This is a genomic window from Hylemonella gracilis str. Niagara R (assembly GCF_000600295.1).
In the GTDB taxonomy this organism is placed as follows: Bacteria; Pseudomonadota; Gammaproteobacteria; order Burkholderiales; family Burkholderiaceae_C; genus Hylemonella; species Hylemonella gracilis_A.
This window is the reverse complement of sequence record NZ_JEMG01000001.1, coordinates 1,543,851-1,570,341: the sequence shown is the minus strand read 5'-3', so window position 1 is coordinate 1,570,341 and position 26,491 is coordinate 1,543,851. Positions and strand designations below refer to the sequence as shown.

The 26,491-nt window shown below is 67.2% G+C and carries 28 protein-coding genes; 18 read left to right on the top strand and 10 right to left on the bottom strand.

What is annotated here, in order from left to right:
* Nucleotides 1-843 carry a zinc-dependent peptidase gene (locus AZ34_RS07265; protein WP_035606510.1) on the top strand — a complete coding sequence of 281 codons (843 nt, stop codon included), beginning with the start codon at nucleotides 1-3 and terminating at the stop codon, nucleotides 841-843.
* A 59-nt stretch (nucleotides 844-902) separates the two neighbouring features.
* Here AZ34_RS07265 and AZ34_RS07260 read toward each other — a convergent pair whose 3' ends face one another.
* Nucleotides 903-1,868: a LysR family transcriptional regulator gene (locus AZ34_RS07260; RefSeq protein ID WP_035606507.1), complete on the bottom strand. Its 966-nt coding sequence runs from the start codon at nucleotides 1,866-1,868 to the stop codon at nucleotides 903-905.
* Nucleotides 1,869-1,965: 97 nt separating this feature from the next.
* Here AZ34_RS07260 and AZ34_RS07255 point away from each other — a divergent pair, with 97 nt between their 5' ends.
* The gene (locus AZ34_RS07255) at nucleotides 1,966-3,183 is read left to right on the top strand and encodes an MFS transporter (protein ID WP_035606504.1); all 1,218 of its coding nucleotides are present in this window, start codon (nucleotides 1,966-1,968) and stop codon (nucleotides 3,181-3,183) included.
* An 81-nt stretch (nucleotides 3,184-3,264) separates the two neighbouring features.
* On the opposite strand, the gene AZ34_RS07250 is transcribed toward AZ34_RS07255, so the two are convergent.
* From AZ34_RS07250 to AZ34_RS07240, 3 genes are all read right to left on the bottom strand, one after another.
* Nucleotides 3,265-5,010, bottom strand: coding sequence for a GspE/PulE family protein (locus AZ34_RS07250; RefSeq protein WP_197026511.1), 1,746 nt, complete (start codon nucleotides 5,008-5,010; stop codon nucleotides 3,265-3,267).
* Nucleotides 5,003-5,227, bottom strand: coding sequence for a hypothetical protein (locus tag AZ34_RS18660; RefSeq protein WP_231495479.1), 225 nt, complete (start codon nucleotides 5,225-5,227; stop codon nucleotides 5,003-5,005). The genes AZ34_RS07250 and AZ34_RS18660 overlap by 8 nt, the downstream gene beginning before the upstream one ends.
* A gap of 141 nt (nucleotides 5,228-5,368) precedes the next feature.
* A complete protein-coding gene (locus AZ34_RS07240; protein WP_081767119.1) occupies nucleotides 5,369-7,732 on the bottom strand; it encodes a DUF349 domain-containing protein in 2,364 nt (787 codons plus the stop codon).
* Nucleotides 7,733-8,445: 713 nt separating this feature from the next.
* On the opposite strand from AZ34_RS07240, the gene AZ34_RS07235 reads away from it, so the two are divergent.
* The 3 genes from AZ34_RS07235 (at nucleotide 8,446) to nrdR (ending at nucleotide 11,461) form a co-directional block, all read left to right on the top strand.
* Entirely contained in the window at nucleotides 8,446-9,279 is an 834-nt protein-coding gene (locus AZ34_RS07235) for a lytic transglycosylase domain-containing protein (protein WP_035606498.1), read from the top strand.
* A gap of 277 nt (nucleotides 9,280-9,556) precedes the next feature.
* On the top strand, nucleotides 9,557-10,801 hold the full coding sequence (glyA, locus tag AZ34_RS07230; RefSeq protein ID WP_035606494.1) for a serine hydroxymethyltransferase: 1,245 nt from the start codon (nucleotides 9,557-9,559) through the stop codon (nucleotides 10,799-10,801).
* A gap of 210 nt (nucleotides 10,802-11,011) precedes the next feature.
* Nucleotides 11,012-11,461 (top strand): transcriptional regulator NrdR, encoded by a 450-nt coding sequence (gene nrdR / locus AZ34_RS07225; protein WP_035606490.1) that lies wholly within the window; start codon nucleotides 11,012-11,014, stop codon nucleotides 11,459-11,461.
* 43 nt (nucleotides 11,462-11,504) lie between these two features.
* Here the strand turns inward: nrdR and AZ34_RS07220 are convergent, their stop codons facing one another.
* The 5 genes from AZ34_RS07220 to AZ34_RS17575 all read right to left on the bottom strand — a co-directional run bounded on the left by AZ34_RS07220 (nucleotide 11,505) and on the right by AZ34_RS17575 (nucleotide 14,834).
* Complete coding sequence (locus AZ34_RS07220; protein WP_081767312.1) at nucleotides 11,505-11,990, bottom strand: type IV pilin protein; 486 nt, start codon at nucleotides 11,988-11,990, stop codon at nucleotides 11,505-11,507.
* A gap of 39 nt (nucleotides 11,991-12,029) precedes the next feature.
* Nucleotides 12,030-12,665: a hypothetical protein gene (locus tag AZ34_RS07215; RefSeq protein ID WP_035606487.1), complete on the bottom strand. Its 636-nt coding sequence runs from the start codon at nucleotides 12,663-12,665 to the stop codon at nucleotides 12,030-12,032.
* 86 nt (nucleotides 12,666-12,751) lie between these two features.
* A complete protein-coding gene (locus AZ34_RS07210) occupies nucleotides 12,752-13,702 on the bottom strand; it encodes a PilW family protein (protein WP_231495478.1) in 951 nt (316 codons plus the stop codon).
* Nucleotides 13,675-14,343, bottom strand: a complete 669-nt coding sequence (locus AZ34_RS07205) for a prepilin-type N-terminal cleavage/methylation domain-containing protein (protein ID WP_081767117.1) — start codon at nucleotides 14,341-14,343, stop codon at nucleotides 13,675-13,677. The genes AZ34_RS07210 and AZ34_RS07205 overlap by 28 nt, the downstream gene beginning before the upstream one ends.
* Complete coding sequence (locus tag AZ34_RS17575; protein WP_051509596.1) at nucleotides 14,334-14,834, bottom strand: GspH/FimT family protein; 501 nt, start codon at nucleotides 14,832-14,834, stop codon at nucleotides 14,334-14,336. The genes AZ34_RS07205 and AZ34_RS17575 overlap by 10 nt, the downstream gene beginning before the upstream one ends.
* A gap of 253 nt (nucleotides 14,835-15,087) precedes the next feature.
* Here AZ34_RS17575 and ribD point away from each other — a divergent pair, with 253 nt between their 5' ends.
* Entirely contained in the window at nucleotides 15,088-16,221 is a 1,134-nt protein-coding gene (gene ribD, locus AZ34_RS07195; protein ID WP_035606478.1) for a bifunctional diaminohydroxyphosphoribosylaminopyrimidine deaminase/5-amino-6-(5-phosphoribosylamino)uracil reductase RibD, read from the top strand.
* Between the two features lie 86 nt (nucleotides 16,222-16,307).
* Nucleotides 16,308-17,348, top strand: a complete 1,041-nt coding sequence (gene mgrA / locus AZ34_RS07190) for an L-glyceraldehyde 3-phosphate reductase (RefSeq protein WP_035606475.1) — start codon at nucleotides 16,308-16,310, stop codon at nucleotides 17,346-17,348.
* Between the two features lie 46 nt (nucleotides 17,349-17,394).
* Here the strand turns inward: mgrA and AZ34_RS07185 are convergent, their stop codons facing one another.
* Nucleotides 17,395-18,273 (bottom strand): aldo/keto reductase family oxidoreductase, encoded by an 879-nt coding sequence (locus AZ34_RS07185; protein ID WP_035606472.1) that lies wholly within the window; start codon nucleotides 18,271-18,273, stop codon nucleotides 17,395-17,397.
* A gap of 64 nt (nucleotides 18,274-18,337) precedes the next feature.
* On the opposite strand from AZ34_RS07185, the gene AZ34_RS07180 reads away from it, so the two are divergent.
* The 11 genes from AZ34_RS07180 (at nucleotide 18,338) to tolQ (ending at nucleotide 26,470) form a co-directional block, all read left to right on the top strand.
* Entirely contained in the window at nucleotides 18,338-19,015 is a 678-nt protein-coding gene (locus AZ34_RS07180) for a TetR/AcrR family transcriptional regulator (RefSeq protein ID WP_231495477.1), read from the top strand.
* Between the two features lie 183 nt (nucleotides 19,016-19,198).
* Nucleotides 19,199-19,765 carry a DUF4256 domain-containing protein gene (locus AZ34_RS07175; protein ID WP_035606466.1) on the top strand — a complete coding sequence of 189 codons (567 nt, stop codon included), beginning with the start codon at nucleotides 19,199-19,201 and terminating at the stop codon, nucleotides 19,763-19,765.
* A 153-nt stretch (nucleotides 19,766-19,918) separates the two neighbouring features.
* Nucleotides 19,919-20,506 carry a TetR/AcrR family transcriptional regulator gene (locus AZ34_RS07170; RefSeq protein WP_035606463.1) on the top strand — a complete coding sequence of 196 codons (588 nt, stop codon included), beginning with the start codon at nucleotides 19,919-19,921 and terminating at the stop codon, nucleotides 20,504-20,506.
* An 89-nt stretch (nucleotides 20,507-20,595) separates the two neighbouring features.
* Nucleotides 20,596-21,111, top strand: a complete 516-nt coding sequence (locus AZ34_RS07165; protein WP_035606460.1) for a hypothetical protein — start codon at nucleotides 20,596-20,598, stop codon at nucleotides 21,109-21,111.
* 83 nt (nucleotides 21,112-21,194) lie between these two features.
* Nucleotides 21,195-21,842, top strand: a complete 648-nt coding sequence (locus tag AZ34_RS07160; RefSeq protein ID WP_035606457.1) for a riboflavin synthase — start codon at nucleotides 21,195-21,197, stop codon at nucleotides 21,840-21,842.
* Complete coding sequence (gene ribBA, locus AZ34_RS07155; protein WP_035606452.1) at nucleotides 21,839-22,957, top strand: bifunctional 3,4-dihydroxy-2-butanone-4-phosphate synthase/GTP cyclohydrolase II; 1,119 nt, start codon at nucleotides 21,839-21,841, stop codon at nucleotides 22,955-22,957. Before AZ34_RS07160 ends, ribBA begins: the two co-directional genes overlap by 4 nt.
* A gap of 63 nt (nucleotides 22,958-23,020) precedes the next feature.
* Entirely contained in the window at nucleotides 23,021-23,494 is a 474-nt protein-coding gene (gene ribH, locus AZ34_RS07150; protein ID WP_035606450.1) for a 6,7-dimethyl-8-ribityllumazine synthase, read from the top strand.
* A complete protein-coding gene (gene nusB, locus AZ34_RS07145; protein WP_035606447.1) occupies nucleotides 23,494-24,057 on the top strand; it encodes a transcription antitermination factor NusB in 564 nt (187 codons plus the stop codon). Before ribH ends, nusB begins: the two co-directional genes overlap by 1 nt.
* 29 nt (nucleotides 24,058-24,086) lie before the next feature.
* Nucleotides 24,087-25,316, top strand: coding sequence for a pyridoxal phosphate-dependent aminotransferase (locus AZ34_RS07140; protein WP_035606444.1), 1,230 nt, complete (start codon nucleotides 24,087-24,089; stop codon nucleotides 25,314-25,316).
* Complete coding sequence (gene ybgC, locus AZ34_RS07135; RefSeq protein ID WP_035606441.1) at nucleotides 25,313-25,759, top strand: tol-pal system-associated acyl-CoA thioesterase; 447 nt, start codon at nucleotides 25,313-25,315, stop codon at nucleotides 25,757-25,759. Before AZ34_RS07140 ends, ybgC begins: the two co-directional genes overlap by 4 nt.
* A gap of 15 nt (nucleotides 25,760-25,774) precedes the next feature.
* Nucleotides 25,775-26,470, top strand: a complete 696-nt coding sequence (gene tolQ, locus AZ34_RS07130) for a protein TolQ (RefSeq protein ID WP_035606438.1) — start codon at nucleotides 25,775-25,777, stop codon at nucleotides 26,468-26,470.
* Nucleotides 26,471-26,491: the final 21 nt, after the last annotated feature.

Below are 26,491 nucleotides of genomic sequence, written 5' to 3'. Positions count from 1 at the left end.
ATGGGCTGGCCCCGCTCTCTCCTCAAACGCCTGTTCAAGCGCCTCCTCAACCCGGCGGCCGAGCGCCGCCCTCGCCGCCCCATGCCCGACACGTTGTGGCAAAACGCCCTCGCCGCCTGCCCCTGGCTGCAACAACTCAGCGTAGCCGACCGTGCGCGTTTGCGCGAGCTTTGCGCGCTCTTCCTTGAAGACAAGGAGTTTCACGGCGCGCACGACCTGCGGATCACCGACGCCATGGCCGCGCAGATTGCCGTCCAGGCCTGCCTGCCCGTGCTGCATTTCGGCGCGGGCAGCCTGCCCCTGCGCTGGTACGACGACTTCGTGACCATCGTTGTGCAGCCCGAGGGGGTGGTCGCGCCGCGCACCTTGATGGACGAACATGGGGTGGTGCATGAGTACCAGGAAGAGCTGGCGGGCGAGGCCATGCCCGAGGGTCCGGTCATGCTCAGTTGGCAGGACGTGCGCACGGCCTCGGACGCCGAGGCCATCGCCCAGGGCTACAACGTGGTGATTCACGAATTCGTGCACAAGCTGGACCTGCGCGATGGCGAAGCCGATGGCTGCCCGCCTCTGCCGCCAGACTTCCTGGGCCTGTCGCCGCGCGCCGCGCACGCGCACTGGCGAGACACGCTGCAAGCCGCGTACGACGACTTCAAGGAGGCGTGCATCAAAGCCGAACGTTTCAGCGCGCCCGAAACCTGGCTGGACCCTTACGGCGCAGAGCACATCTCCGAGTTCTTCGCCGTGGCCAGCGAAGGGTATTTCGTGAACCGGGCCCGTTTCACGCAAGAACATCCAAGCCTCTTGGCCCTGTTCGACGCCTTCTACCGCCCGGGGGCCTAGCCAAGTTGGAAGGCCTCGGGCCTCAGGTGCTCCTGATGCTTGGCTGGGCCCACCCGCGCTCACGCCATGGCCTCGCCCCCAACCGAGCCGCCGTGGAGCCGATTGAGCGCCGCCGGCCCGCTGACACGCATGATGTCGATGAAACTGCGCAGGCGAGCCGGATGCAGACGCGCCTGCGGATAGACCAGATGCACCGGGAGCGGATCGGCCCGCCACTGTGGTACGACATGCAGGAGCCGCCCGGCACGCAGATCCTCCTGCAGGGCCCACGCCGAGCCCACCGCCAAGCCCAGCCCTTCCACTGCGGCGGTGCGCAAAGCGTGGAGGCCATCGGTGGACAAGCGCGGCTGGATGTCGATGCGGGCGACCTCGGCTGAGCCTGCATGGGTCAGGCTGATTTCGGTGCGGTAGAAGGTGCGCAGCGCCAACCAGGGCAGGCGAGTCAGTTCGGCCGGGTGGGTAGGCAAGGCCCCCTCGAACAGAGATGGCGCGCCCACCACGATGCGAGGCACCTCGCCCATGGGCAGGGCCACCACCGAAGGGTCCTGCACACCCCCAACGCGGATGGCGCAATCCACGCCCTCGGCAATGAAGTCGGGCATGCGGTCATGCAGCAGCCACTCCACCCGCATCTTGGGGTAACGACGCAGGTAGTCCGCCAGAGGTTCGACCAGTTGCTGCTGCCCGAAGGCGTGCGGGGCGACCACGCGCAGGGTGCCGGCCGGCTCCTCGCCCGCACCACGGGTTTCGCTCTCGAAAGCCTGCCAGCTGGAGATCAGGTCCTTGGCCCGCGCGTAGCAGCGCTGGCCGTCCTCGGTCAGGCGCATGGCGTGGGTGGTGCGCTGCAGCAGGCGCACGCCCATGGCGCGCTCCAGGGCCTGCAAGCGCCGGCTGACGGTGGGTTGCGTGCTGCCCAGTTGCTCGGCTGCCGCCGACAGACTGCCGGCCTCGACGATGCGCACAAAGGTTTCGATCAGCAGCATCCGGTCGGTGCCGGGTGGCAGCGCAGTTTCTACCGTATTCATACGTTAATCGTATAACCAATCTTCCACATCGGCCCTAACCAAACTTTTATTTAAGGTAAAAAATCATGGCACTCCGAAAAACAACTGGAAAACCCTGATGAATACCATTCAATCAACGTATGCAACACAGGATGACGGTCTCTCCTCGGCCCTGGTCTTCTTGCTGGCCCTGGGCGCCGGCCTGGCGGCGGCCTCCATTTATTACAGCCAGCCCCTGCTCGGTGTCCTGGGTGCCGATTTGCAGACCTCGGCTGAGGCCGTCGGCTGGGTACCCACACTGACCCAGCTCGGTTATGCCCTGGGCATCCTGTTGCTCGCGCCGCTGGGCGACCGCTACGACCGCCGGCGCGTCATCGTTGTCAAGGCCGGGTTGCTCGGCGCCGCCCTGCTGCTGTCCAGCCTGGCGCCCACGCTGGGCGTACTGTTGGTGGCCAGCCTGGCGCTGGGCCTGGTGGCCACCCTGGCGCAAGACATCGTGCCCGCTGCAGCCACGCTCGCGCCCGATGCGCGGCGTGGCCGGGTCGTCGGCACGGTCATGACCGGTCTCTTGCTGGGCATACTGCTGTCTCGGGTGGTCAGCGGCTTCGTGGCCGAACTCTGGGGCTGGCGTGCGGTGTTCGCCGCTGCCGCGGCAGTCGTGCTGCTGCTGGGCCTGGCCCTGTGGCGCGCGCTGCCGCGCTTCACGCCAACCTCCCGTCTGCCCTACGGCCAACTCATCGCCTCGCTGCTGCAGCTGTGGCGGCAATACCCAGAACTGCGGCGCGCGGCCTTGGCCCAGGGCCTGCTTTCGGTGGCCTTCAGCGCCTTCTGGTCCACCTTGGCCCTGATGCTGCATGCCGCCCCTTATCAGTTGGGGACGAGCGCGGCAGGGGCATTCGGCCTGGCCGGCGCGGCGGGGGCCTTGGTCGCGCCCCTGGCGGGACGCTACGCCGATCGGCATGGCCCGGCCCGGGTCAGCCTGATCGGCGCGGCGCTCACCGCCCTGTCGTTCGCTGCCATGCTCTTCGTCCCAGCGCTGTCCACAGGGAACGCGCTGTGGTTGATTGGCGCGAGCACCGTGGGTTTCGACCTGGGCATCCAGGTCTCGCTGATCGCGCACCAGACCATCGTCTACGGGCTGAACCCCGCCGCGCGCAGTCGGCTCAACGCCGTGCTCCTGGCCTGCACCTTCATCGGCATGTCGATGGGAGCCGCGCTGGGCAATGTCTTGCTCGCACAGGCGGGTTGGACCGGCGTGACCGTCTTGGCAGTGTTGGCCGCCCTGGGCGCGCTGGTGCTGCGCCTGCGGGCTCCGACACAGCCCAGCCATGCGTGAACGCCGCATCAACCCGCGCACAGACGTGACGCCTGCCGCACCCGGCGCGGGCAAGCTGCGGGACCGTCCACGGCGAGGGCCTCACCAGGCCGTCGCCTTGTCCACTTCCTCCAGGGTCGTCAGGCCCTGCAGCACCTTGAGCAGGCCATCGTGACGCATGGAGCGAAACCCGTCCTGCAGGGCCGCGCGCTGGATCTCGACCAGGGACTGCTGCCGTGAAATCAGATCGCGGATGGCGTCGGTCAGCACAAAAACTTCGTGGATGCCGATGCGCCCCGCGTAACCACTGCCGTGGCAGCGCGCGCAGCCACGTCCACGGCAGAAGTGGACCGGCGCGTCACCCCGGTTGTGAAACAGAGCCTCCAGCACCTCGGCGTCCGGTTCGTAACGCTCCTTGCAATGCGGGCAGATGCGTCGCACCAGACGCTGTGCCAGCACGCCGATCACCGAGGGCGCCACCAGGAACGGCGCCACGCCGATCTCGACCAGGCGCGTGACGGCCTGCAAGGCGCTGTTGGTGTGCAGGGTGGCCATCACCAGGTGGCCGGTGAGCGCGGCCTGGGTGGCAATGCGCGCGGTTTCCAGGTCACGGATCTCGCCGATCAGCAGCACCTCCGGGTCCTGGCGCAGCACGGCGCGCAGGACCTGCGCGAAATCCAGGCCGATGGCCGCGTGGGTCTGGATCTGGGTGACGCCGTCGATGCGCAGTTCCACCGGGTCCTCCACCGTGACAATGTTGACCTCCGGTCTCTGCAGCCGGGCCAGCGCCGCGTAGAGCGTGGTGGTCTTGCCCGAGCCCGTGGGGCCTGTGACCAGCAGCACACCATGCGGGCGCTGGATCAGTTGCGTCAGCAGGGCGTGGTTGGCGTGGGAAAACCCCAGCTCGTCCAGCGGCGTGACGCGCTGGTCGGACGAACCCACCACACGGATGACCGCCTTCTCTCCAAAGACACTGGGCACGATGGAGAGGCGGAAGTCATGGCTGCGCCCCTTTTGAAGCAGACTGACGCGGCCGTCTTGAGGACGGCGCTTCTCGGCGAAATCCAGTTGAGCGATCAGCTTGAGGTGGGAGAGCAGGGGCGCCAGCAGGTCTTTGTCCAAGGTCAGCCGGGTCTGCAGTAGGCCGTCAATGCGAAAGCGCAGTGCAAGCGCATTCGCCATCGGCTGGATATGGAGATCGCTCGCGCGATGCTTGAGGCTGTAGAGCAGCAAGCCCCGCACCAGTTCCCCCGCGCCAGACACTGCCGCCGCCTGCCCCTGGACACCCGCAGTGGATGCGGTGGCCGAGGCATCGCGCGCGGGGCGGCCGAGCTCCAGGCTGATCTGGCGCGCCAGCGCGGCCAAGCCCGCGCGGCCGGTGTACTGGATTTCAATGCCGTTCTCAATGTCCTGCGCGAAGGCGAAGACGGCTTGCACGGTGTCCACGGTCTGTGCGGACGTCTGGGCTTGCACTGGCAGTCCCGTCGAAACCGCGCGCCTGACCTCATCCACCGCGCTCACGTCCTCGGGCCGCGCCATGGCCACCACCAGCGTCCGTCCAGTAAGTTGGAGAGGCAGGCAGTTCAAGCGGCGCGCGGCGTCCAGCGTGATGCAGGCCAGGGCGTCGGCCTGGACCACGGCCCGGTCCAGCGCAACGGTCTCCTTACCGATGCTGGCTGCGTAGATCTGAGCAAGGCGGGCCTTGAGCGTGGGCGTCTCCAGCGTATGGGCCAGATGGCTGGCGATATCCAGGTGCCGCGCACCGAACATCAACTGAAGGCCATCGACCACCTTCTCACTCGCCAACCCGGCGGCAAGCAGTTCCTGCAGGAAGGACGGCCTAAACACGGCCGTCGTCCGACGACATCCCCGCCGAGTTGGCGTTTTGCGCAAGACTCGGCACACGGCCGAAGTCAACGGTGTGTACCGTCGAGGCGGGCGCGAGCGCATGGCCCGACTCGACCGCCAGCTCCCGCAACATCTGCTGCAGGTCCAAGCGCTGTTCGCGCGGTGCTTGCTGCCTTTGCTCCATCAAGCCCCCTTCGCGTGGAACGATGTTGAACACACTGGCAGGTTAGCACCGCGATTCGGCGCACCGCGTGAAACTGCGGATTCACGGAAGTCATCCACGCCGGCCCCTGGCCAGGCCGCTGGCGTCTGCCGCGGTTCAGCTCAGCCCGGCGACTGGGGCGGCGGCCCGTCCCCCTCAGCCGCGCAACAACGCCTTGAGCGCCTGCTGCAGGCGTCGCGCGGCCTCGGGTGTGTGGGCCGCGCCCAGCACACGGGCCACGTCCTGGCCCCAGGTCTGGGTCGGGGTCGGGTCGTTGCGGCGAGTCAGCAGTTGCAACTGCAAAGCACGGCGCGCCGCCAGATGGTCGGCGGGCGTGGGCACCTCGGCAGCCATTTCCAGCCGCAGCAGCGCTTCAGCACCGTCACCCTGCGCGGGTGATGCGAGCGCCTGACTCCAGAGTGCGCGCGCGCCGGCGCCCACGGCCCGACCCAGCTCCTGGGTGCTGGGCAGTTGCTCGGCGCTGCGTTGCGCCCAGGCGTCCAGCAACTTGCCCAGGGCTTCGCCATGGGCCTGCGCGGCCAGCTTCTTGAGGGCGGCCTGCGCATGTTCCAGCGCGTCGCGCTGGGCGCGGAAGGCGGCGTCACCCAGGCGCGGTTGATGCGCCGTGGACGGCGGACCGCCCCGCGTCGTGTCGCGCAGACCACGCCCTCGCTCGTCGCGGCCCGGACCGGGCTTGCCACGGTCGCCGCGCCCGGCGGGCGCGGCAGGCTCGGACTTGCGCATACCGGGGCGGTCGTCGCCGCGCACCGCCACCACGGGCTTGCGGGGCGTGGCCGGGGCCGGCGTGGCGCTGTCCAGGCTCGCGCCCTGGGTAATTTCCTCGGACGCAGCGCCAGTGCTCGCGTCCGCAGAGGGCGCTGCGAGCGGGGACGACTTGGGATCGGCGCGGCGCGCGGCCTCCAGCGCGGCCATCGCCGCGTGGATGGCCTGCGCGTCATCGCTGGCACTGGCCGCCTGCAGGGCCTGCGCGGCCTCGTAGACCGCGCGGTCGTAAGGGGTCAGAGTCTGCGGGTCGACCGCCTGACGCGCGGCAAAACGCTCACCCTTGCCTTCGCCCGGCCCCCGCGAGGAACGATCGCCCCGTTCATTGCCACGGGCGGGCCGGCGCTCGGCGTCCAGCGCGAAAGCGTCATCAATGGGTTTGCGGAACGCCTCCCACAGTTTCTGTTCCTGGCGGCGGTCCAGCGGCATGGCCTGGGCTTCCGCCTGCCAACGCTGCTGCAGGGCCTTCACCTCGTCGATGCGCAAGGCTGCGCCCGCCGCATGGGCAGCGCTCAATTGCTTGGCTTCCTCCACCAGGGCCTGTCGCCGCTGCAGGCCCGCTTTCTGCGCACGCACCAGCGGGGCGTGGGCGATGTCCCAGGCCGCTTTCCAGCGAGACAACAATTCGGTAAAGGCTTTTTCGCTCAGATGGCCGGCCTCACGCCAACGCTCGCTGAACTGGTGCAGTTCACGGTTGTAGGTTTTCCAATCGGTCTGGACGCTTTCGGCGGCTGGCGCGTCGCCAGGCTGGGTGACCGCACGCGCGGCAGTCCATTGCTTGAGTTCCTCGATCAGGGCCAGCCGCTTGGCCTTGTGCTCGGCGGTTTCGGCCTTGAGCTTGTCCAGCCAGACCTGCACCACTTTATGGGCGGCACCGCACGCATCGTCAAAACGTTTCCACAGCAGTGGATGCGGTGCGCCCGCGCTCAGGTCCAGCTTCTTCCACTGCTCGCGCAAGTTGCGCAGCGCTTCCTGCAGCTTGCGGCCAGCCAGGGCTGGCGTGCCATCACCCTGCAACAGGGCCTCGGCCTTGGTGATCAGATCCAGACGGACCGGGTCGTTCTGCCGCGCCTGCGCGGCGGACAAAGGCGCGGCGGCCGCCGTGGCGGACTGGACATCGGCGCCCCCCGCAGCACCAGGTTCGCCCCGGGCCTGGCGCAGTTCCTCGGCCCAGACGGGCACCTGCGGCAAGGGCGCGCTGGCGTCTTCCGCCGCCAGGCGGGCCTGCGCCAAGGCAGCACTGAAGGCTTCCCAGACCAGCCCGAGCTGCGCGCGCGCGGCGTCCAGCTGCGCGGCGATGCGCGAACCGGCACTGGCTGCCGCGCCACTGGCTGCATCAGCGCCCTGGGCGACGCTGGGCCATTCGCGTGCCTGAAACAGCGCACCGGCCTCGGTCAACCAGCGCGCGACGTCGGCACCCAGGCTTTCCGAACCCGCCTGCGCCTCGCGCCAAGGCTTGGTGGACAGGGATTCGATGCGTTGGACCAGCAGCACCGCCGCCTCGCGCTCCACCTGCGCACGGTGTTGCAAATCCTCGACGGCCTGGACCCGCTCGGCCAGGCGAGAACGGAATGCGGCCAGGGGTTCGCGGCTCAGGGGGGCGCCCGCCTTGGCAGCCTCGCGCGGCCAAGCCTGGGCCTCGGCCAGATTGAGATGCGGCGCGTCCAGCAAGGCTTGTGCCTTGTCGATCCAGGGCTGGCTGACCTGGGGGTCCTGAGGAGCAGAGGTAGATGACATATCAAATGGGAATCGAAAAAACAAAAACCTGCCGCGCAGGTTTTTTCAGAACCCGGATTGTCGCCGCCCGCGCGCTGGTTTGCGCGGATAAAGCTGCGTCATCCATGGGAAACCCGTAGATCGACGGGTGTTACAGCTGCCCCCAAAAAGCACGAGCGAGCACCAGATGGCCGGTGCAAGCCAGCCAGGGCTCGGCTTGGTCACATGGAACTTGAGGTTTTTTTTGTGCCGAGTCGCGCCAAACCCACAGTTTTGCCCCCACAGCGGCACCGTTACAAACCCCGGCTCAGCTCATCAAGTACCTTTCATTAAAAAGCCAATGCGTTGATTTTCAATGATTTTCATGGAATTTAAGTACTGAATACCGTTGCCGCTATCACGGCCATAGCCCAACCATATGGATGGAAAAACATGCCGCCCCCATTACAATTCGTTGCTTTGACGGGGCGCCACCGCGCGGCCCCGCACCCCGAGGTTGCGATTTGCGCCTTCTTCCCTGTCAGTGGGAATACCCCGGGGCTCCGCTGCCGATACCGGCTACATCGGATCAGAAGCGCGGGCATGCACTAAAGGATGCTCGCGTGACCGATGACGTACCAACCCAGACGCGGCTCAGACCCGCACGACACCCGTCTGCCAGGACCCGCGCACGCCGCGGTCGGCATGGCACGGTGTTGTGCAATCCGTTCGAGCCGCGCGAGATGAGGATTGCTATGACAGCGCTTGATGACATGGGCGACCACTTGCGGAAGATGCCGCGCCGCCTTACCCAGTTCTTGTATTCCATGGCCCACAATGGCTTTGCCCTGCTGGGTCTGGGTGTGATTCTTTTCCTGCTCGCCTTGGCCGCACATTCCGGCTGGCGCAAGGCTGGCGAGGAACAGCTCATGGGCTGGTTGCAGATCCGACAGTTCGGCGCGCCGCTCGAGGAACCCAGCCCCCTGGTCACCGTGGGTCGGGCCACCGCCACCGATCCCCAGACCCTCAGCGCCCAGCAGGCCGCCGTCACCGAATGGCTGAGCCGCCGCTACCGCATCGCGCCCCAGCCTCTGTCTGCACTGGTGCTGGAGGCCTATCAGATCGGCCACAAGTACAAGCTGGACCCTTTGCTCCTGCTGTCGGTGATGGCCATCGAATCCGGCTTCAACCCCTTCGCCCAGAGCCCGGTCGGCGCCCAGGGCCTGATGCAGGTCATGACGCACCTGCACAGCGAGAAATACGAACCCTTCGGCGGCCAGTTGGCGGCTTTTGATCCGCTGACCAATCTGTACGTGGGCGCGCGCGTGCTGCGCGAGTACATCATGCGCGCAGGCTCGATCGAAGGCGGCCTGCGCCGTTACGTGGGCGCGGCCAACCTACCCAGCGATGGTGGTTACGTGGCCAAGGTCCTGAGCGAGCATCGCCTGCTGACCATCGTTGCCCACCGCGCACAGCCGGTGCCCGACGTGCCCAAGCCGTCCGTGCGCGCCCGCACGATGCAAGTCACACAGTCCGGCGCCGAGGCTCCACAGGCGAGCAAGCAGACCGTCGCGCTGCTCGGCAACTGAACCCTGGCCGGCGCTGGGCTACACTAGCCGGGCACGCGACTGGCGATAGGCCCGCCGCCCGGGAAAACACCCGCTTTTCACCGGCCGGCGTGGCTGACGTGGGCCACCACCGGGGAGCGTGCCGCGCGGCATGACGCCGGCCTCCCGGCCGGTCGGCAACCGACGCGTTTTGCCGTGCGCCTGGGCAGCCTTTCCGCTTGCATCGCGTCCTGCGTGGCGCGACCGCAGGGGGAACAGGCCCGCGTCACCACCCGCTCCACCTGCACACTTGCACGCCATGTACAACCGCAACATCCTCGTCGAACAAGCCGACCCCGAACTCTTTGCAGCGATCCAGGCCGAAAACAAGCGCCAGGAAGAGCACATCGAGCTGATCGCCAGCGAAAACTACGCCTCGCCCGCCGTCATGTGGGCCCAGGGCACGCAACTGACCAACAAGTACGCTGAAGGCTATCCCGGCAAGCGTTATTACGGTGGTTGCGAATTCGTGGACTTGGCCGAGCAACTGGCCATCGACCGCGTGAAGCAGATCTTCGGCGCCGACGCCGCCAACGTGCAGCCGCACTGCGGCGCATCTGCCAACGAAGCGGTGTTTCTGGCCTTCCTCAAACCCGGCGACACCATCATGGGCATGAGCCTGGCCGAAGGCGGCCACCTGACGCACGGCATGCCGCTCAACATGTCGGGCAAGTGGTTCAACGTGGTCAGCTACGGCCTGAACGCGCAGGAAGCCATCGACTACGAGGCGATGGAAGCCAAGGCCCGTGAACACAAGCCCAAGCTCATCATCGCCGGGGCTTCGGCCTACAGCCTGCACATCGATTTCGCGCGTTTCGCCAAGATCGCCAAGGAAGTCGGCGCGATCTTCATGGTGGACATGGCGCACTACGCGGGCCTGATCGCCGCGGGCGTCTATCCCAACCCGGTGCCGCATGCCGACGTGGTGACCAGCACCACCCACAAGAGCCTGCGCGGCCCGCGCGGCGGCTTCATCCTGATGAAGCCCGAGCACGAGAAGGCCATCAACAGCGCCATCTTCCCCGGCCTGCAAGGCGGCCCGCTGATGCATGTGATCGCAGCCAAGGCCGTGGCCTTCAAGGAAGCGCTGGAGCCGGCCTTCAAGGCCTACCAGCAGCAGGTGGTGAAAAACGCGCAGATCGTGGCCGAAACGCTGACCCAGCGCGGCTTGCGCATCGTCAGCGGCGGCACGCAGAGCCACGTCATGCTGGTGGACCTGCGCGCCAAGGGCATCACCGGCAAGGAAGCTGAAGGCCTGCTGGGCGCCGCCCACATGACCATCAACAAGAACGCGATCCCCAACGACCCGGAGAAACCGATGGTGACCAGCGGCGTGCGCATCGGCACGCCCGCGATGACCACGCGCGGCTTCAAGGACGAGGAAGCGCGCATGACGGCCAACCTGGTGGCCGACGTGCTGGACAACCCGCGCGATGAAGCCAACATCGCCGCCGTGCGTGCCAAGGTCAACGCACTCACGGCCAGGTTCCCTGTCTACAAATGAAGCCCCCCCTGAGGCGCTGCGCGCCCCGACACCCATTGCCAGAGGCAATGGTTCTTCGGGTTGTCCAAGCCTACGCAGGCAGGCTTGGAGCCGCAACCCTCAGCCCCCTGAACGCCAACCTGCGGTGGCAGGGGGGACGCACCCAGTGGACCGGCAAAGCCGGTTCCACGGGTGCTCGCGCATAAAAACCTCAGCTCAACGGCAAACACCATGAAATGCCCCTTCTGCAGTCACCCCGAAACCCAGGTCGTCGAGACCCGGATTTCGGAAGACGGGGATTTCATCCGCCGCCGCCGCCAGTGCGGACACTGCGAGAAGCGCTTCACCACCTACGAACGGCCGGAAGTCAACTTCCCAGCCGTGGTCAAGAAGGACGGGCGACGCATCGAGTACGAGCGCGGCAAGCTGATGGCCTCGCTGCAGCTGGCCCTGCGCAAGCGCCCGGTCAGCACCGAGCAGATCGACAGCGCCATCGAACGCATCGAGGAAAAGCTGCTCAACCTGGGGCTGCGTGAAGTGCCGTCCGCGCGCATCGGTGAACTGGTGATGCGCGAGCTGAAGAAACTCGACAAGGTGGCCTACGTGCGATTCGCCAGCGTCTACCGCAGCTTCGAGGACATCGACGAGTTCAAAACCCTGGTCGAGGAATTCCGGCGCTGAAGCACGCGTGCCCGAGCCTGGTGCGACCCGGCAAAACCAGCACTCAACGCCAGCAATCTGGCACCGACAGCGCCGTACCCGTGCGCCCCTTGAGGCCCGTGTGCTTCAGGGTCAGGCTGCCGCAGGCCTCGTCCCAACCCGGCGCAGGCGTGGCGGTGAGTGTGTAGGCATCGGCCTGGGCCTCGCTCACGCTCAATTGGTAACGCGCGGCCTCGACGGTCGCGCCCTCGGGCACGGTGCGCAGACGCCGTGGCAAGGTCGGCGGCTGGTCGGCCTGCGTGGTGTAGCGCTGGTAGGCCGCGTAGTAGCGCTCCATGTACTGCTGCGCGTCCTGCAAGGCCGCGCGCGCCTCGGCCCGGTGGGCCCGGCGCACATGCTGGGTGTAGGCCGGGTAGGCGACAGCGGCCAGGATGCCGACGATGAGCACCACGACCATCAATTCGATCAGCGTGTAGCCCCAAGCCCGTGCCCACGGCCCGGACCATCGGAACGACAGGGACCTGGAACGGTGTCGTTGAGCGTGCCGCATGCCTACCTGCTGGTGCTTCATGATGCTGACCGTGATGCCTCAGGGCAGCGGCGGTTGCAGGATGCGCCGCCAAAGCCGATCCACGATGGGACGCCTCGCCGAGGCATCGCCCGCAGGCACGAGTTCGCCCAGCAGGACCATCGATTGCAGCCAGACCACGGCACCGCTGGCGGGAAGTGCCGTCGGGTCCACGCCCGCTGCAGTGGGATAGGCCGGGCTGAAGCCCCGCGCAGTGATCACATGCACCAGTGCGCCATCGGCCAGTTCCTGAAGTTCCACCATGCATTCGGGGCGCCGTCCCGGTGCGGATCCAGACAAGGGCAAATCGGCCAGTTCCTGCGGCAGCACAACCCGTCCGCTGGCCGGCCCCCCCATGCCGGTCCAGTTCGCGCCCAGGCGCCAGGCTGGTGCTGCGTCCCAGGCAATGCGCGCGAGCCCGGCTTGCGCCAGCATCGGGTCGCGCAAGAAGGCGCCCGGGGCCAGGCCAGCCTCGCTGCCATCCGGCTTGCGCAATTCAGCCTCGCAGTGGCGCAGGGCAAGTTCGGCCTGCTGCTGGGCCAGCTGCTGCTGCCGCAGGTTGTGCGCGAAACGCTCCCCGGATGCTGAGTCGCGCAACACCGCAGCGGCCGACAAACCCAGGATCAGCAAGAGCACCAGCACCACCAGCAAGGTCACCCCACGCTCACGCCACCCGCATGGTCCCGCGGGCCACGGGTGCGGCATGCGCTGGCCACTGAATCCAGCGGCTCGGATGCGCGGCCTCACCAGGCCATCCTCGCGCGCAGGGTCGCGGTCGTGAAATAGGCCCGGCGCGGATGCCGGTCGTCGGCGCGGGCCGGCACGCCCTCGCAATCCTGATAGTCCAAGGCGTCATCCTCGCCCAGCACCGCCTCGCTGCCCCGCATGAGCAGGCACAGGCGCACGCTGAGCACGCGGTTCCAATCGCTCACGGCCTCGGCGCCAACATGACGCGCCACGCGCCGGGGCTCGGCGGCGTCGGCCTCACCGTACCAGAGTCGCAAGGCTTCGACGTTGTCCACCAGGGGCTGACCCGGCGCGCCTTGCGCACTCGCGCAGTACAGCTCGGAGCGGCCCGAACTGCCCATGGACAGGTAATAGCGGTTGCGGGTCAGGTAGTAGCTCAGCGCCTGGCCTGTGTCCGCGTCGATCGTCAAGGTGCTCGCGCTCAGGCCGCTGCCGATGCAGTCCGACGGCAGACCGGCGGACGTGGGCGAGCTGTTGACAAGGTCAGCTTCGTAGCTGATCTCCACCACGTCGTTGCGCGGCCCCGCCGCGGGCGCACAGACGGTCGCATCCCAGGCTGCAGCCTGGCTGCGGTGGCTGTTGTCGATGAGCCCATAGGCACAGCCAAAGACGGGCCGATCCATGACGGTGCGCGCCAAGGCAGTGGCTGGACCGCCCGGCTCCGTGACCTGCAGGCGATAGGGGCGCGCATAACCGGCTTGCTGCAGCTCGCGCGCCAACAAGGTCAGGCCGATCTGGGCGCCTTCGTTCATGTCCGCCAGCGTGGCCTGCAGGCGCCCGGTGCGTCCGGTCACCACATAAGCTGTCAAGCCCGCGCCAACCACCACCAGGCCGAGCGAGAGGGCCACCATCAGTTCCAGCAGGGTGAAGCCGCCTTGCACTTCGCCTCGAACCGGATCAGACCCGCCACCGCGCCGCATCACAGCCCAACCCGCAGATGCACGCACCGGACCCCTCGGTCCTCGCCCTGGCCCCATCCTTCGGGACATTCGCCTGGTGGGATCGGTAGGCCCTCGGATGCCTCGGCTTCCTCGACCGCGACGCGCGCCGTTTCCCGCCAAGCCACCCAGAGGTCCATGATCGCCCGCGCCGGGTCGCGCTGGGCATACACCGCCCCCGATGGCAACTGGCGACGCACGGCCTGGCGCCACTGCGCGAGATCCAAGGCTGCGATCTGCGCCGCCGTGCAGAGGCTCGTTGCGCTGGTACAGGATTCGACCGGGCCCTCCACCGCGCCCTGCTGGCGCAGGAAGTCCAGCGTGTAGTCGTAGTCCCCAGCCCAGAAGCCGGTCGCCGGCAGCGGTGGGGTCGGGTCAGCTCCAGCGTCCTCCCCTGGAGCCGACGACGCCTGCGACTCGCCCGTGCGGCCCAGGTTGGCGCGCAGACGTTCACCCATGTCCGCCGCAAGCAGCACGGCCGTGGCCCGGTGGCGGCTCATCTGGCTGTAACGCAAGGCAGCGGCGTGGGCGGCGACCAGGGCGTACAACGCGAAGGACAGCAGGGCCATGGCGACCAGCACCTCCACCAGAGTCCCGCCTCGCTGGCCCGGGCAAGACCGGACTCGATGGCGTCGCGGCCTCAGCTGCATTTCAAGGTTCCCGGGGGGCGGGTGCCGGCCCGCCCCTGATTGGACACACAGACGATGCGCACCCCCGCGCCAGCAACTGAAGCCACCGGCGTGAAAGTGAAGGTACGGCCCGCCGCGCGTGCCCAACCGGTGGCTTCGTAGACCACGGCGGCTCGTACGGCCGAGGTGCTGAGTGAGGCCAGATAGGCGGGCGCGGCCTGCACCCGCAGCACGCGCTCCCCGGCGTCGACCACGCCGTCGCCATCGACGTCGGTGAACACGATCCAGCCGGCCGCCCAGTCCGGCGTGGCCAGGCAGGACGCGCCGTCGCGCGAGCTGCAGACACTGACCCGGGCGGAGCGCATCAGGGCCTCGGACCGCGCGTAGCGCAGGTCCCCGACCAGGGCGTCCACGGCGGCCTGCACGCCGCGTTGCAGCAAGAAGCGTTGGTAGGCAGGCGCCGCCAGGGTCGCCAACAGCGCAGCCATCGCCAAGGCCAGCATCAACTCCATCAGGGCGAAGCCCCTGACACGGTGGCGCGGGAGTCCACAAACTGGGCAGATGGATCGAAGCGCGGGCATGGCGGCAGACTAACCACACTGTCTGAACCTCGTAAGTCGCTGCACGGGGACAAAAGCCGGATTCCGGCAGTGCGCAAATGCGCGGCAGTGCTGTTCGTCATCTTGTCCTCCCCATCGAACGCTTGCGTTTGCGTTTGGGTTTGGGTTTTGGTTTGCGTCTGGGTCCTGGGCTTAGACTCGCCCCATGTCTTTGCCCGTCCCCATGCAACGCGCGCTTGCCCTGGCTGAACAGGGCCTCTACCTCACCTCGCCCAACCCACGCGTGGGCTGCGTCATCGTGGGCACCGATGGCCAGTTGCTGGGCGCAGGCCACACCCAGCGCGCGGGTGGGCCGCACGCGGAGGTGATGGCGCTGCGCGACGCACAGGCGCGCGGCCACGACGTGCGCGGCGCCACCGCCTACGTGACGCTGGAGCCCTGCGCGCACCAGGGCCGTACCGGCCCCTGCTGCGAGGCGCTCGCCGCGGCCGGCATCGGCAAGGTCGTCGCCTCGCTCGAAGACCCCAACCCCCAGGTCGCGGGTCTAGGATTCTCCCGCCTGCGGGCAGCCGGCGTGGCGGTGGAGGTCGGCCCCGGCGCGGCCGAGTCGCGCGAACTCAACCTGGGTTTCTTCAGCCGCATGCAACGCCGCCGGCCGTGGGTGCGTTTGAAGATCGCCGCCTCGCTCGATGGCCAGACCGCCCTGGCCAACGGCGTCAGCCAGTGGATCACCAGCCCCGAAGCCCGGGCCGATGGCCACGCCTGGCGCGCACGAGCCTGCGCCATCCTCACCGGCATCGGTACCGTGCGCGAAGACAATCCGCGCCTGGATGTGCGTCTGGTGGAAACACCGCGCCAGCCCCGCCTGGTGGTGGTCGACAGCCGCCTCGAAACACCGCTGGATGCCGCCCTGTTCGAGCCCCGGCGCGACACCGCCCCGGGCCGCGCCGCCCAGCCCTTGCTGATCTACACCGCCGTGGCCGACACCGCACGGCAAGCAGCCCTGGAAGCGCGGGGCGCCACCGTCATGCAGTTGCCGAATGAAGCAGGCAAGGTAGACCTGAGCGCCCTGCTGCGCGACCTGGCCACGCAGCGCGAAATCAACGAGTTGCATGTCGAAGCCGGCCACCAGCTCAATGGCTCCTTGCTGCGCGAGGGCCTGGTTGACGAACTGCTGGTCTACCTCGCGCCCAAGCTGTTGGGCGCGGGACGAGGCATGGCCCGCATCGGTCCCCTGAGCACGTTGGACGACGCCGTCGCGCTGGACTATCGGGAAACGGTGACGGTCGGCCCCGACCTGCGCGTGCTGGCCCGCCTGCCGGGACACGACCGGTTCTGAGCGCGCGTCCGGCCTATAGACCCGCCTGCCCAAACGCTAACATCTTCCCTCCTGCTTCAGCCGCATCACTCCGCAAGGAAACCCTCATGACCTTTGTTGCCGACCCTTCCCGTTACGACGGCCGCATGCCCTACCGCCGCGTGGGCCACAGCGGCCTGGTGCTGCCCGCCATTTCGCTGGGCCTGTGGCAGAACTTTGGCGGCGTTGATCGCTTCGAGACCGGCCGCGCCATCCTGCGCCGGGCCTTCGACCGGGGCGTGACCCATTTCGATCTCGCGAACAACTATGGCCCGCCGGCTGGCTCGGCGGAGGAGCACTTCGGCCGCTGGCTCGCGGCGGACTTCGCGCCGCATCGTGACGAGCTGATCATCTCGACCAAGGCCGGCTGGGCCATGTGGCCCGGCCCCTACGGCGGTCCCACGGGCACGCGCAAGCACCTCATCGCCAGCTGCGACCAGAGCCTCAAGCGCATGGGGCTGGACTACGTGGACATCTTCTACTCGCACCGCGTGGACCCGAACACGCCACTGGACGAAACCATGCACGCGCTGGTGCAACTGCACAAACAGGGCAAGGCACTCTACGTGGGCATTTCGTCCTACTCGCCCGAACTCACCCGCGAGGCCGCGAAGATCCTTGCCGACGAAAAAGTCCCGCTTTTGATCCACCAGCCGAATTACTCCATGCTCAACCGCAGCATCGAGCAGGGCCTGCTCGACACCCTGGGGGAACTCGGCGTCGGCTGCATCGCCTTCTCGCCGCTGGCCCAGGGCCTGCTCACCAGCAAGTACCTCCAAGGCGTGCCCGAGGACGCACGCGCCACCCGTGGCGGGTCCTTGAAACAAGGCATGTTGAGCGAGGAGAACCTGCGGCACATCCAGGCGCTCAATGGCATCGCGACCCGACGCGGGCAGACCCTGGCGCAGATGGCGATCGCCTGGGTCTTGCGTGACGCGCGGGTCAGCTCGGCCCTGATAGGCGCGCGTACCGTGGAACAGCTCGACGACTCGCTGGATGCCCTGAAGAACCTGGCCTTCAGCCCGGAAGAACTGGCCGCCATCGAACCGCATGCGCGCGATGGCGGCGTGGATCTCTGGAAGGTGTCATCCAGCATCGGCAAGCGCTGAGGATTAAACAACCTCCCAGCCCACGCGACAACTTACTGTCGATGGCTTATTGCTGTTTGGCCGCTCCAATCCCATCCAGAGCCTGAATCGCCTCGGCAGCCAGCGTCAGGCCGACGCTGGCGATGTTCTGCTCCAGGTGCTTCACCGAGGACGTTCCGGGAATCAGCAGGATGTTGGGCGAACGTTGCAACAGCCACGCCAGCGCGACCTGCATCGGCGTCGCCTCGTGCTGGGCCGCCACATCGTTCAGGATCGACGATTGCAGCGGCGAGAACCCACCCAGCGGGAAAAACGGCACGTAGGCAATGCCCGCCTGCGCCAGGCTGTCCACCAACGCGTCGTTCTCGCGATGCGCCAGGTTGTACATGTTCTGCACGCACACGATGTCCGTCATGCTCCTGGCCTGCGCCACTTGCGCAGGTGTGGCATTGCTCAGGCCGATGTGGCGAATCAGACCTTGGTCCCGCAGCGCGACCAGCGGGGCCAGCAGTGGTTCGACGTCCCCTTCGGCGGGAGCCGCCACGTTGAACATCAGCCGCAGGTTCACCACGTCCAGCACGTCCAGGCCGAGGTTGCGCAGGTTGTCGTGAACGGCGGACTGCAGCTCATGCGGCGATGTGGCCGGGAGCCACGCGGCATCCTCACCGCGCTTGGCGCCCACCTTGGTGACGATGACCAAGTCATCGCGGTAGGGATGCAAGGCCTCACGAATGATCTGGTTGGTCACGTGGGGCCCGTAAAAATCGCTGGTGTCCAGATGGTTGATGCCGCTTTCGATGGCCGCGCGCAACACGGCCAGCGCCGCGGCACGGTCCTTGGGCGGGCCGAACACATGAGGACCGGCCAATTGCATGGCGCCATATCCCATGCGATGGACCGCGAGGCTGCCGAATTTGAAGGCGCCGGCGCGAGAGGCTGCTGTCATTGCGAAACTCCTGAATCTGTTGAAGTGAAGAAAGTCTTGTGCATCAAGTGTCACGATAATATGAATGATTATTCAGATTGAAAATTCGCATATGAGTGCCCGCCCAGGAACATCCCTGAAGCCCCGCAAACAGCCGCGTCAAGCGCGTTCGCAAGCCACCGTGGACGCGATCTTCGACGCCACTATTCAGGTTTTGCTGGCCGATGGACTGCAGAAACTGACGACCATTCGGGTCGCGGAACGGGCCGGGGCGTCGGTGGGCACGCTGTATCAGTACTACCCGCACAAGCAGGCGCTGCTGTATGCCGTGCTCGAGCGGCACCTGGGACGGATCGGAGCCACCCTGGAAGAAGCGGCAGCATCGGTGCACGGCGAGCCGCTGGCGAAGATGGTGGCCGTCGTCGTGCGCGCGTTCGTCAAGGCAAAGACGGCAGACATGGAAGAAGGACGCGCGCTGTATGCGGTTGTGGGAGAGCTGGATTGCCGACCTTTGATCGCGCTGGCGCAACAGCGCGGTCGAAGCGCACTGGCGGCCATGCTGGCCACGGCGACGGATGCCTGGTTCGATGATCTGCCCACGGTGACGTACATGTTCAGCACGGCGATGATGGGAGCGATGCAAGCAGTGATGGAGGGCACTGCGCCAGCGAAATTGACGCGGGCCTTGCCAGGGCAGTTGGAATCCTTGTGCCTGGGGTATCTGGAACGTGCAAGCACTCCGCCTAGCCGGACTTCGCGGTGAACAGTGTCACGCCTTCGCTCATGTTGTTGGAATGGTCTCGCCAGCGATCAAGTACTCGGTTCCCGTGATGGCCCCAGCACGCATCAAGGCAAGAAAGGCGATGAGGTGCGCCACCTCTGCGGGTTTGGACGGTTCACGGTCTTCCATGGAAAATGGCTGTGCGGAAATTTTCTGACCACAACCATGCCCAAAAACCCAACCCTGACTGCGCCGCAGCGCGATGCCCTGCTCAAGACGCTCAAGACCCGCTTCGAGCACAACACGAAACGCCACGCCAACCTGGCCTGGACCGAGGTGCAGGCCAGGTTGGAAGTGCGGGCCGACAAGCTGAAGTCGCTCGCCGAAATGGAGGAGACCGGCGGCGAACCAGACGTGGTTGGCCAAGACAAGAAAACGGGCGAGTTCATCTTCTTCGACTGCGCGCCCGAGAGCCCGACGGGCCGCCGCAGCGTGTGCTTTGACCGCGCCGGTCTGGAGTCCCGCAAGGGCAACGCGCCGCCCGCGGACACAGCCATCGACATGGCCACGGCCATGGGCATCGAGCTGCTGACGGAAGCTGAGTACCGCGAGCTGCAGACGCTGGGCGAATTCGACCTGAAGACTTCCAGCTGGGTGCAGACGCCGGCCCGCATCCGCCAGCTCGGCGGCGCATTGTTCTGCGACCGCCGTTACGACACGGTCTTCACCTACCACAACGGCGCGCAGTCCTATTACGCAGCGCGGGGGTTTCGGGGCGTGCTGAAGGTCTGAGGACCATAAGCGTGCGCTTGGCAGCGCTGCGCCGGGCCGGGCCGGCACCTACCGCGCGTTGGCTCGCCATCCAGCCGAATCAGGCCGCTTGACAAGAAACCTACCAACTAGTAGGATAATACCCATTCTGCAAAGCGCATACCGCCCTATCCCATGTCTTCAGAACTGTCCCCCAAGGCCGCCGAAATCATCGCGCACACGCGCTCGCTGCTGGTTGCCGGGGGCTACAACAGCTTCAGCTACGCCGACCTGGCCGCGCGCGTGAACATCGCCAAGGCCAGCATCCACCACCATTTCCCCAGCAAGACGGTGCTGGTGCAGACCGTCGTTTTGCAGTACCGCCAGGAAGTCCAGGCCAGCCTCTCGATGCTGGAAGGCCGGTTCGACGACCCCTTGTCCGAGCTCAACGCCTACGCGGATTACTGGGCCGGCTGCATCCGCAGTGGCGAACACCCCTTCTGCATCTGCGCCATGCTGGCGACCGAGTTGCCGACCATCCCGGCTGAAGTCGCCACCGAGGTCCAGGCCCACTTCCATGACCTGAGCACTTGGCTGACTGGCGTGCTGCAACGCGGCGCGACGCGCGGCCAGTTCCACTTGCTCAACAGCCCGGCCGTCTCCGCGCTGGCCTTCATCGCGACGGTGCATGGCGCGATGCTGGTCGCCCGCGCCCTGGACGACCCGCAGTCCTTCACGGCCATCGTGCAGCCGGCCATCCTCAAACTCACCCAGCCCGCCTGATACCAGGCATCTTCCCCAGCGGCACAGGCCGCTTTTCTTTCACCCCCGTAGACTACCTACTAGTAGATTCAAAACCATCGAGAGCCAACATGCCGCATCCCCTTTCCATCCTGGGCATTGCCCACACCCTGATCAGCCTCGCCCCCGTCGTCGCGGGCCTGTACGGCTTCATACACTGGGGCCGCATCGAACCCGGCACCCGGTCCGGTCGGGTCTACCTGGTCGGTCTGGCGCTGTCGGTGTTCACCGCCTTTGGTTTGTCGAGCACCGGCGGCGTCAACCCGGGCCATGTGCTGGGCGTGCTGGCGCTGCTGGCAGCCTTTGGTGGTGCCTGGCTTGCGCCGCGGTTGCGCTTTTTCGGTCGCCTCATCCCCTATCTGCAGGCTTTCGGCCTGTCCTTCAGCTTCTTCCTGTTGCTGGTGCCGGGCATCAACGAAACGCTGACTCGCCTGCCCACCGCGCGGCCGCTGGCCGCCGGCCCGGAAGACCCCGTGGTGCAGACTGCGCTGCTGGCCTGGCTGCTGATCTTCATCGTCGGTTTCGTGCTGCAAAGCCGTACGATCTGGACTGGCCGCCGCACCCAAGACTCCGCCAAACCCGCTTGAACACGGTCCCCTGGTCCGCGCCCTGGGGTCAAACAGGCGCGCGTCCGACCCGGGCGGCCCGGTTCTGCGAAAATAGCGCCCCTATGTTCACCGGCATCATCACCGGCGTGGGGCGCATCGTCGCCAGCCACGACCTCGGCAGTTCTTTGCAGCACGGCAAGCGCCTGACCATCGCCTGCCCGCCTGACACATCTCCCCCCGATTACCTGGACGACGTCGGCCTGGGCGACAGCATCGCGCTCAACGGCGCCTGCATGACGGTCACCACGCTGGACTCGTCGCGCCGGCAGTTCACCATCGACATTTCCGCCGAATCCCTGGCCAAGACCACGGGGTTGAGCGAGGGCCAGACCGTCAACCTTGAAAAAGCCCTGCGCGCGGGCGACCGCCTGGGCGGGCACATCGTCTCGGGCCATGTGGACGGCGTGGGCACGGTCAGCCACTTCGCCCAGGTCGGCGAAAGCTGGGAGCTGCGCATCCGCATTCCCCAAGAACTGGCCCGCTACCTCGCTTACAAGGGTTCGATCACCGTCAACGGCGTGAGCCTGACGGTGAACCAGGTCGTGGACCAGCCCGCCGCCTCGGGCGGCGGCTGCGAGATCAGCATCAACCTCATCCCGCACACCGTGCAAAACACGTCCCTGGGCCTGCTCAAGGCCGGCTCGGGGGTGAACCTGGAAATCGACACCGTCGCCCGCTACGTCGAGCGCATGTTGAAAGCAAACTCATGAACACCAAGCCATCGCCCGTTCCCATCTCGCCCGTCGAGGACATCGTGGCCGAGATGCGCGCCGGCCGCATGGTCATCCTCGTGGACGAGGAAGACCGCGAGAACGAAGGCGACATCGTCATCGCCGCCGACCACGTCACGGCCGAAGCCATCAACTTCATGGCCAAGCACGCGCGTGGCCTGATCTGCCTGACCCTGACGCGCGAGCGCTGCGAGCACCTGCGCCTGCCGCCCATGGCGGCGCGCAACGGCGCGCAGCATGGCACGGCCTTCACCGTCAGCATCGAAGCGGCCACGGGCGTGAGCACCGGCATTTCGGCCGCCGACCGCGCCCGCACCGTGCAGGCTGCGGTGGCCCGCGACGCCAAGCCCGAGGACCTGGTGCAGCCCGGTCACATCTTCCCGCTGCAGGCCGTGGACGGCGGCGTGCTGATGCGCGCTGGCCATACCGAAGCCGGTTGCGACCTGGCCGCCATGGCGGGCTGCTCGCCGGCCGCCGTGATCTGCGAGGTCATGAAGGACGACGGCACCATGGCCCGCCTGCCGGACCTGCAGCTCTTCGCCGCCGAGCACGGCCTGAAGATCGGCACCATCGCCGACCTGATTGAGTACCGCAGTCGCACCGAGTCTCTGATCGAAAAGGTCGCGAGCCGTCCGCTCAAGACCGCATACGGCGAGTTCACCGCGCATGCCTACCGCGACAAGCCCAGCAAGGGCCTGCACCTGGCGCTGACCATGGGCCTGGACATGCCGGAGCGCAGGGAGCAAGACCCCGTACTCACCCGCGTGCACGAACCGCTGTCCCTGCTGGACGCACTGGAAGTAGGCCGTGCACGCCATTCCTGGAGCCTGGACGCCAGCCTGGCCCGGGTCGCGCGCGAGGGCTGCGGCATCGTGGTGCTGCTCAATTGCGGTGAAAACGCCAGCGACTTGCTGGCTCAATTCACGGGCAGCGCCCCGGCGCCACGCAGCACGGTGGACCTGCGCACCTACGGCATCGGCGCGCAGATCCTGCGCGAGCACCGGGTCCAGCGCATGCGGCTGCTGGGTCAGTCCCGCCGCCTGCCCAGCGTGGTCGGTTACGGGCTGGAGATCGTCGAGTACATCTCGCCCTGATCGCGATCCCCACTGACACGCCACGCTGCCCCAACCTCTCATCCACTTTCGAAGGAATCCCCCATGTTCGGCGCCAACCAAGGACAACTCCAAGCCGGCGACGCCCGCCTCGACGGCAGCGACCTCGCCATCGGTATCGTGCAGGCCCGCTTCAACCAGGAGGTGACCGACGCCCTGGCGGCCGCCTGCCGCGCCGAGCTGCTCGCGCTGGGCGTGCAGGAGCGCAACATCGACCACTTCTTCGTGCCCGGCGCGCTGGAAGTGCCCAGCGCCCTGCAGGCCCTGGCCGAGAAGACGCATTACGACGCGCTGGTCGCCCTGGGCTGCATCATCCGTGGCGAGACCTACCACTTCGAGTTGGTGGCCAATGAATCCGGCGCGGGCGTCACCCGCGTCGCGCTGGACTACCAGACCCCGATCGCCAACGCCATACTCACGGTCGAGAACATGGCCCAGGCCGTCGCCCGCCAGAGCGAGAAAGGCCGCGACGCGGCCCGCACCGCCGTGGAAATGGCCAACCTGCTGAACAACATCTGATGAACGAACCCGACGCCAAGCCCGCCCCCACGCCCGGCACCGAAGCCGACGCCCCGAAGACCGCGGAGGCCACGGCAAGCCACGCACCGGGCAAGGCCGTGCACAAGCCGAGCCGGTCCCTGTCCGGCCGCAGCCGCTCGCGCGAGTTCGCGCTGCAGGCGCTTTACCAGCATCTGGTGGGCCGCAACCCCACGGCCGACATCGACGCCTTCACGCGCGACCTGACCGGCTTCCACAAGGCCGACGCCGCGCATTACGACGCGCTGCTGCACGGCTGCGTGAGCGAGGCCGAGGCGCTGGACCAGCTCATCCTGCCCCTGCTGGACCGCAAGCTGGCCGAGATCTCGCCCATCGAGCGCGCCATCATGTGGATGGGCGCCTACGAATTCCAGCACTGCGTGGACGTGCCCTGGCGCGTGGTGCTCAACGAGTACATCGAACTCACCAAGTCCTTCGGCGGCACGGACGGCCACAAGTACGTCAACGCGGTGCTCAACGGACTGGCGCCGACGCTGCGCGCGGCCGAGGTCGCGGCGGACAAGGCCTCGGGCAAGGCCCGCTGAGCCAGCGCTGCAAGTCAGGCCCCGCCCGCATGAGAATCGCCGAACGCGCCCGCAAGATCGCCCCCTTCTACGTCATGGAGGTGGCCAAGGCCGCCGCCGCCCTGGCTCGCACCGCTGCAGCGGGTCGCGAGCCCATGATCTACCTCAATATCGGCGAGCCGGACTACACCGCGCCGCCGCTGGTGCGTGAGGCCGCGGAGCGCGCCATCCGCGACGGCCGCAGCCAGTACACCGACGCGACGGGCCTGCCGTTGCTGCGCGAGCACATCAGCAACTGGTATGCGCAGCGCTTCGGCCTGGACATCGCGCCGGAACGCATCGTGGTCACGGCGGGTGCTTCCGCAGCGCTGCAACTGGCCTGCCTGGCACTGATCGAGGCCGGCGACGAAATCCTGATGCCCGACCCGAGCTACCCCTGCAACCGGCAGTTCGTGCAGGCGGCCGATGGCGTGGCCAAGCTCATCCCCAGCGGCCCGGCCGAGCGCTTCCAGCTCAGTGCCGAGCAGGTGCGTGCGCACTGGAACGACAGCACGCGTGGCGGAACCGTCAAAACACGCGGTGTGCTGCTGGCCTCGCCCTCCAACCCCACAGGCACCTCGATTGACCCGGCGGAGTTGCGCCGCATCGCCGAGGTCGTGCGCGACCATGAAGGCATCACCCTGCTGGACGAGATCTACCTGGGCCTGAGCCACGACGAACGTTATGGCCAGAGCGCGCTGGGCCTGAAGGGTTCGGACGGCAGTGCGCTGGGCGACAACATCATCTCCATCAACAGCTTCAGCAAGTACTTCAACATGACGGGCTGGCGCCTGGGCTGGCTGGTGGTGCCGCAGATGCTGGTGCCGGTGGTCGAGCGGCTGGCGCAAAACCTCTACATCTGCCCCAGCACCATCGCCCAGCACGCGGCCCTGGCCTGTTTCGAGCCCGAGAGCTTGGCGGAGTACGAGCGCCGCCGCGCCGAGTTCAAGGCGCGGCGCGACTATTTCATCCCCGCGCTCAACGCCCTGGGCCTGACCGTGCCCGTGATGCCCGACGGCGCCTTCTACGCATGGGCCGATTGCACCCAGGCCTGTCAAAAGCTGCAAGTCAAGGACAGCTGGGACCTGAGCTTCGCGCTGATGGAGCGCGCCCACCTGGCCGTGGCGCCGGGGCGCGACTTCGGCCAGACCGACACCGGCCGTTACATCCGTTTCTCCACCGCCAACGCCCTGCCCCAACTGCAGGAAGCCGTGGCGCGCCTGCGCCAGTTGCTGGGATGAGCGAGCGCACGCACCCAGCCACCTTCACCTGGCCCGTGCGCGTGTACTGGGAAGACACGGACGCGGGCGGCATCGTCTTCTACGCCAACTACCTGAAGTTCTTCGAGCGCGCGCGCACCGAATGGCTGCGCGCCCTGGGCATCGACCAGCATGCGCTGCGCGAAACGACCGGTGGCATGTTCGTCGTCAGCGCGGCTGACATCCGCTACCACCGCCCGGCTCGGCTGGACGATGTCCTTGCGGTGAGTGCCGAGTTGAGCGCCAGCAGCCGCGCATCCCTCACAATCGCGCAAACCGCGACGCTGGGAGAGCATTTGCTCTGCCAGGGCAATGTGCACATCGCCTGGGTGGATGCGGTCACGCTGCACCCGGCGCGTCTGCCCGAGGCCGTGCTGCGCGCCCTGCCCGCCCTGCCCGCCCTGCCGCCAGGAAATTCACCGTAGGAAGCCCCTGAAACCATGAGCCAAGACTTCTCCATCATTCAACTTGTGCTGCACGCCAGCTGGGTCGTGCAGGCCGTCATGCTGATCCTGCTGTGCGGCTCCGTTGCCAGCTGGGCCGCCATCTTCAGCAAGTACTTCGGTCTGAAGAAGGTGCGCGCCAGCAACGAGAAGTTCGAGCAGGACTTCTGGTCCGGCGCCAACCTCAACACCCTGTACGCCCAGGCCGCGCAGAAAAGCGACAGCGGCCCGATGGAGCGCATCTTCGTCGCCGGCCTGCGCGAGTACCAGAAGCTGCGCGAGCGTCGGGTGACCGACACCTCCGCCTTGCTCGACGGCGCGCGCCGTGCCATGCGCGCGAGCATGCAACGCGAGATGGATGGGGTGGAATCCAATCTGTCCTTCCTTGCCACGGTGGGCTCCGTCTCGCCTTACATCGGCCTGTTCGGCACGGTCTGGGGCATCATGCATGCCTTCACGGGCTTGGCCTCCATGCAGCAGGTGACCCTGGCCACGGTGGCCCCCGGCATCGCCGAAGCCCTGGTGGCCACGGCCATCGGCCTGTTCGCCGCCATCCCGGCCGTGATCGCCTACAACCGATTCGCGCGCGACATCGACCGCGTGGCCAACGCCGTGGAGACCTTCATCGAGGAGTTCTCCAACATCCTGCAACGCAACATCAGCGGCCAGCAGGCCCCGGCGCAGACGCGCTGAAGACCAGGAAGGGAATCCAGC

Coding starts and splice junctions, on each gene's coding strand:
- AZ34_RS07265 (WP_035606510.1), top strand. CDS start 1: ATGGGCTGGCCCCGCTCTCTCCTCAAACGCCTGTTCAAGCGCCTCCTC.
- AZ34_RS07260 (WP_035606507.1), bottom strand. CDS start 1,868: ATGAATACGGTAGAAACTGCGCTGCCACCCGGCACCGACCGGATGCTG.
- AZ34_RS07255 (WP_035606504.1), top strand. CDS start 1,966: ATGAATACCATTCAATCAACGTATGCAACACAGGATGACGGTCTCTCC.
- AZ34_RS07240 (WP_081767119.1), bottom strand. CDS start 7,732: ATGTCATCTACCTCTGCTCCTCAGGACCCCCAGGTCAGCCAGCCCTGG.
- AZ34_RS07235 (WP_035606498.1), top strand. CDS start 8,446: ATGACAGCGCTTGATGACATGGGCGACCACTTGCGGAAGATGCCGCGC.
- glyA (WP_035606494.1), top strand. CDS start 9,557: ATGTACAACCGCAACATCCTCGTCGAACAAGCCGACCCCGAACTCTTT.
- nrdR (WP_035606490.1), top strand. CDS start 11,012: ATGAAATGCCCCTTCTGCAGTCACCCCGAAACCCAGGTCGTCGAGACC.
- AZ34_RS07220 (WP_081767312.1), bottom strand. CDS start 11,990: ATGCGGCACGCTCAACGACACCGTTCCAGGTCCCTGTCGTTCCGATGG.
- AZ34_RS07205 (WP_081767117.1), bottom strand. CDS start 14,343: ATGCAGCTGAGGCCGCGACGCCATCGAGTCCGGTCTTGCCCGGGCCAG.
- AZ34_RS17575 (WP_051509596.1), bottom strand. CDS start 14,834: ATGGAGTTGATGCTGGCCTTGGCGATGGCTGCGCTGTTGGCGACCCTG.
- ribD (WP_035606478.1), top strand. CDS start 15,088: ATGTCTTTGCCCGTCCCCATGCAACGCGCGCTTGCCCTGGCTGAACAG.
- mgrA (WP_035606475.1), top strand. CDS start 16,308: ATGACCTTTGTTGCCGACCCTTCCCGTTACGACGGCCGCATGCCCTAC.
- AZ34_RS07185 (WP_035606472.1), bottom strand. CDS start 18,273: ATGACAGCAGCCTCTCGCGCCGGCGCCTTCAAATTCGGCAGCCTCGCG.
- AZ34_RS07180 (WP_231495477.1), top strand. CDS start 18,338: ATGATTATTCAGATTGAAAATTCGCATATGAGTGCCCGCCCAGGAACA.
- AZ34_RS07175 (WP_035606466.1), top strand. CDS start 19,199: ATGCCCAAAAACCCAACCCTGACTGCGCCGCAGCGCGATGCCCTGCTC.
- AZ34_RS07170 (WP_035606463.1), top strand. CDS start 19,919: ATGTCTTCAGAACTGTCCCCCAAGGCCGCCGAAATCATCGCGCACACG.
- AZ34_RS07165 (WP_035606460.1), top strand. CDS start 20,596: ATGCCGCATCCCCTTTCCATCCTGGGCATTGCCCACACCCTGATCAGC.
- AZ34_RS07160 (WP_035606457.1), top strand. CDS start 21,195: ATGTTCACCGGCATCATCACCGGCGTGGGGCGCATCGTCGCCAGCCAC.
- ribBA (WP_035606452.1), top strand. CDS start 21,839: ATGAACACCAAGCCATCGCCCGTTCCCATCTCGCCCGTCGAGGACATC.
- ribH (WP_035606450.1), top strand. CDS start 23,021: ATGTTCGGCGCCAACCAAGGACAACTCCAAGCCGGCGACGCCCGCCTC.
- nusB (WP_035606447.1), top strand. CDS start 23,494: ATGAACGAACCCGACGCCAAGCCCGCCCCCACGCCCGGCACCGAAGCC.
- AZ34_RS07140 (WP_035606444.1), top strand. CDS start 24,087: ATGAGAATCGCCGAACGCGCCCGCAAGATCGCCCCCTTCTACGTCATG.
- ybgC (WP_035606441.1), top strand. CDS start 25,313: ATGAGCGAGCGCACGCACCCAGCCACCTTCACCTGGCCCGTGCGCGTG.
- tolQ (WP_035606438.1), top strand. CDS start 25,775: ATGAGCCAAGACTTCTCCATCATTCAACTTGTGCTGCACGCCAGCTGG.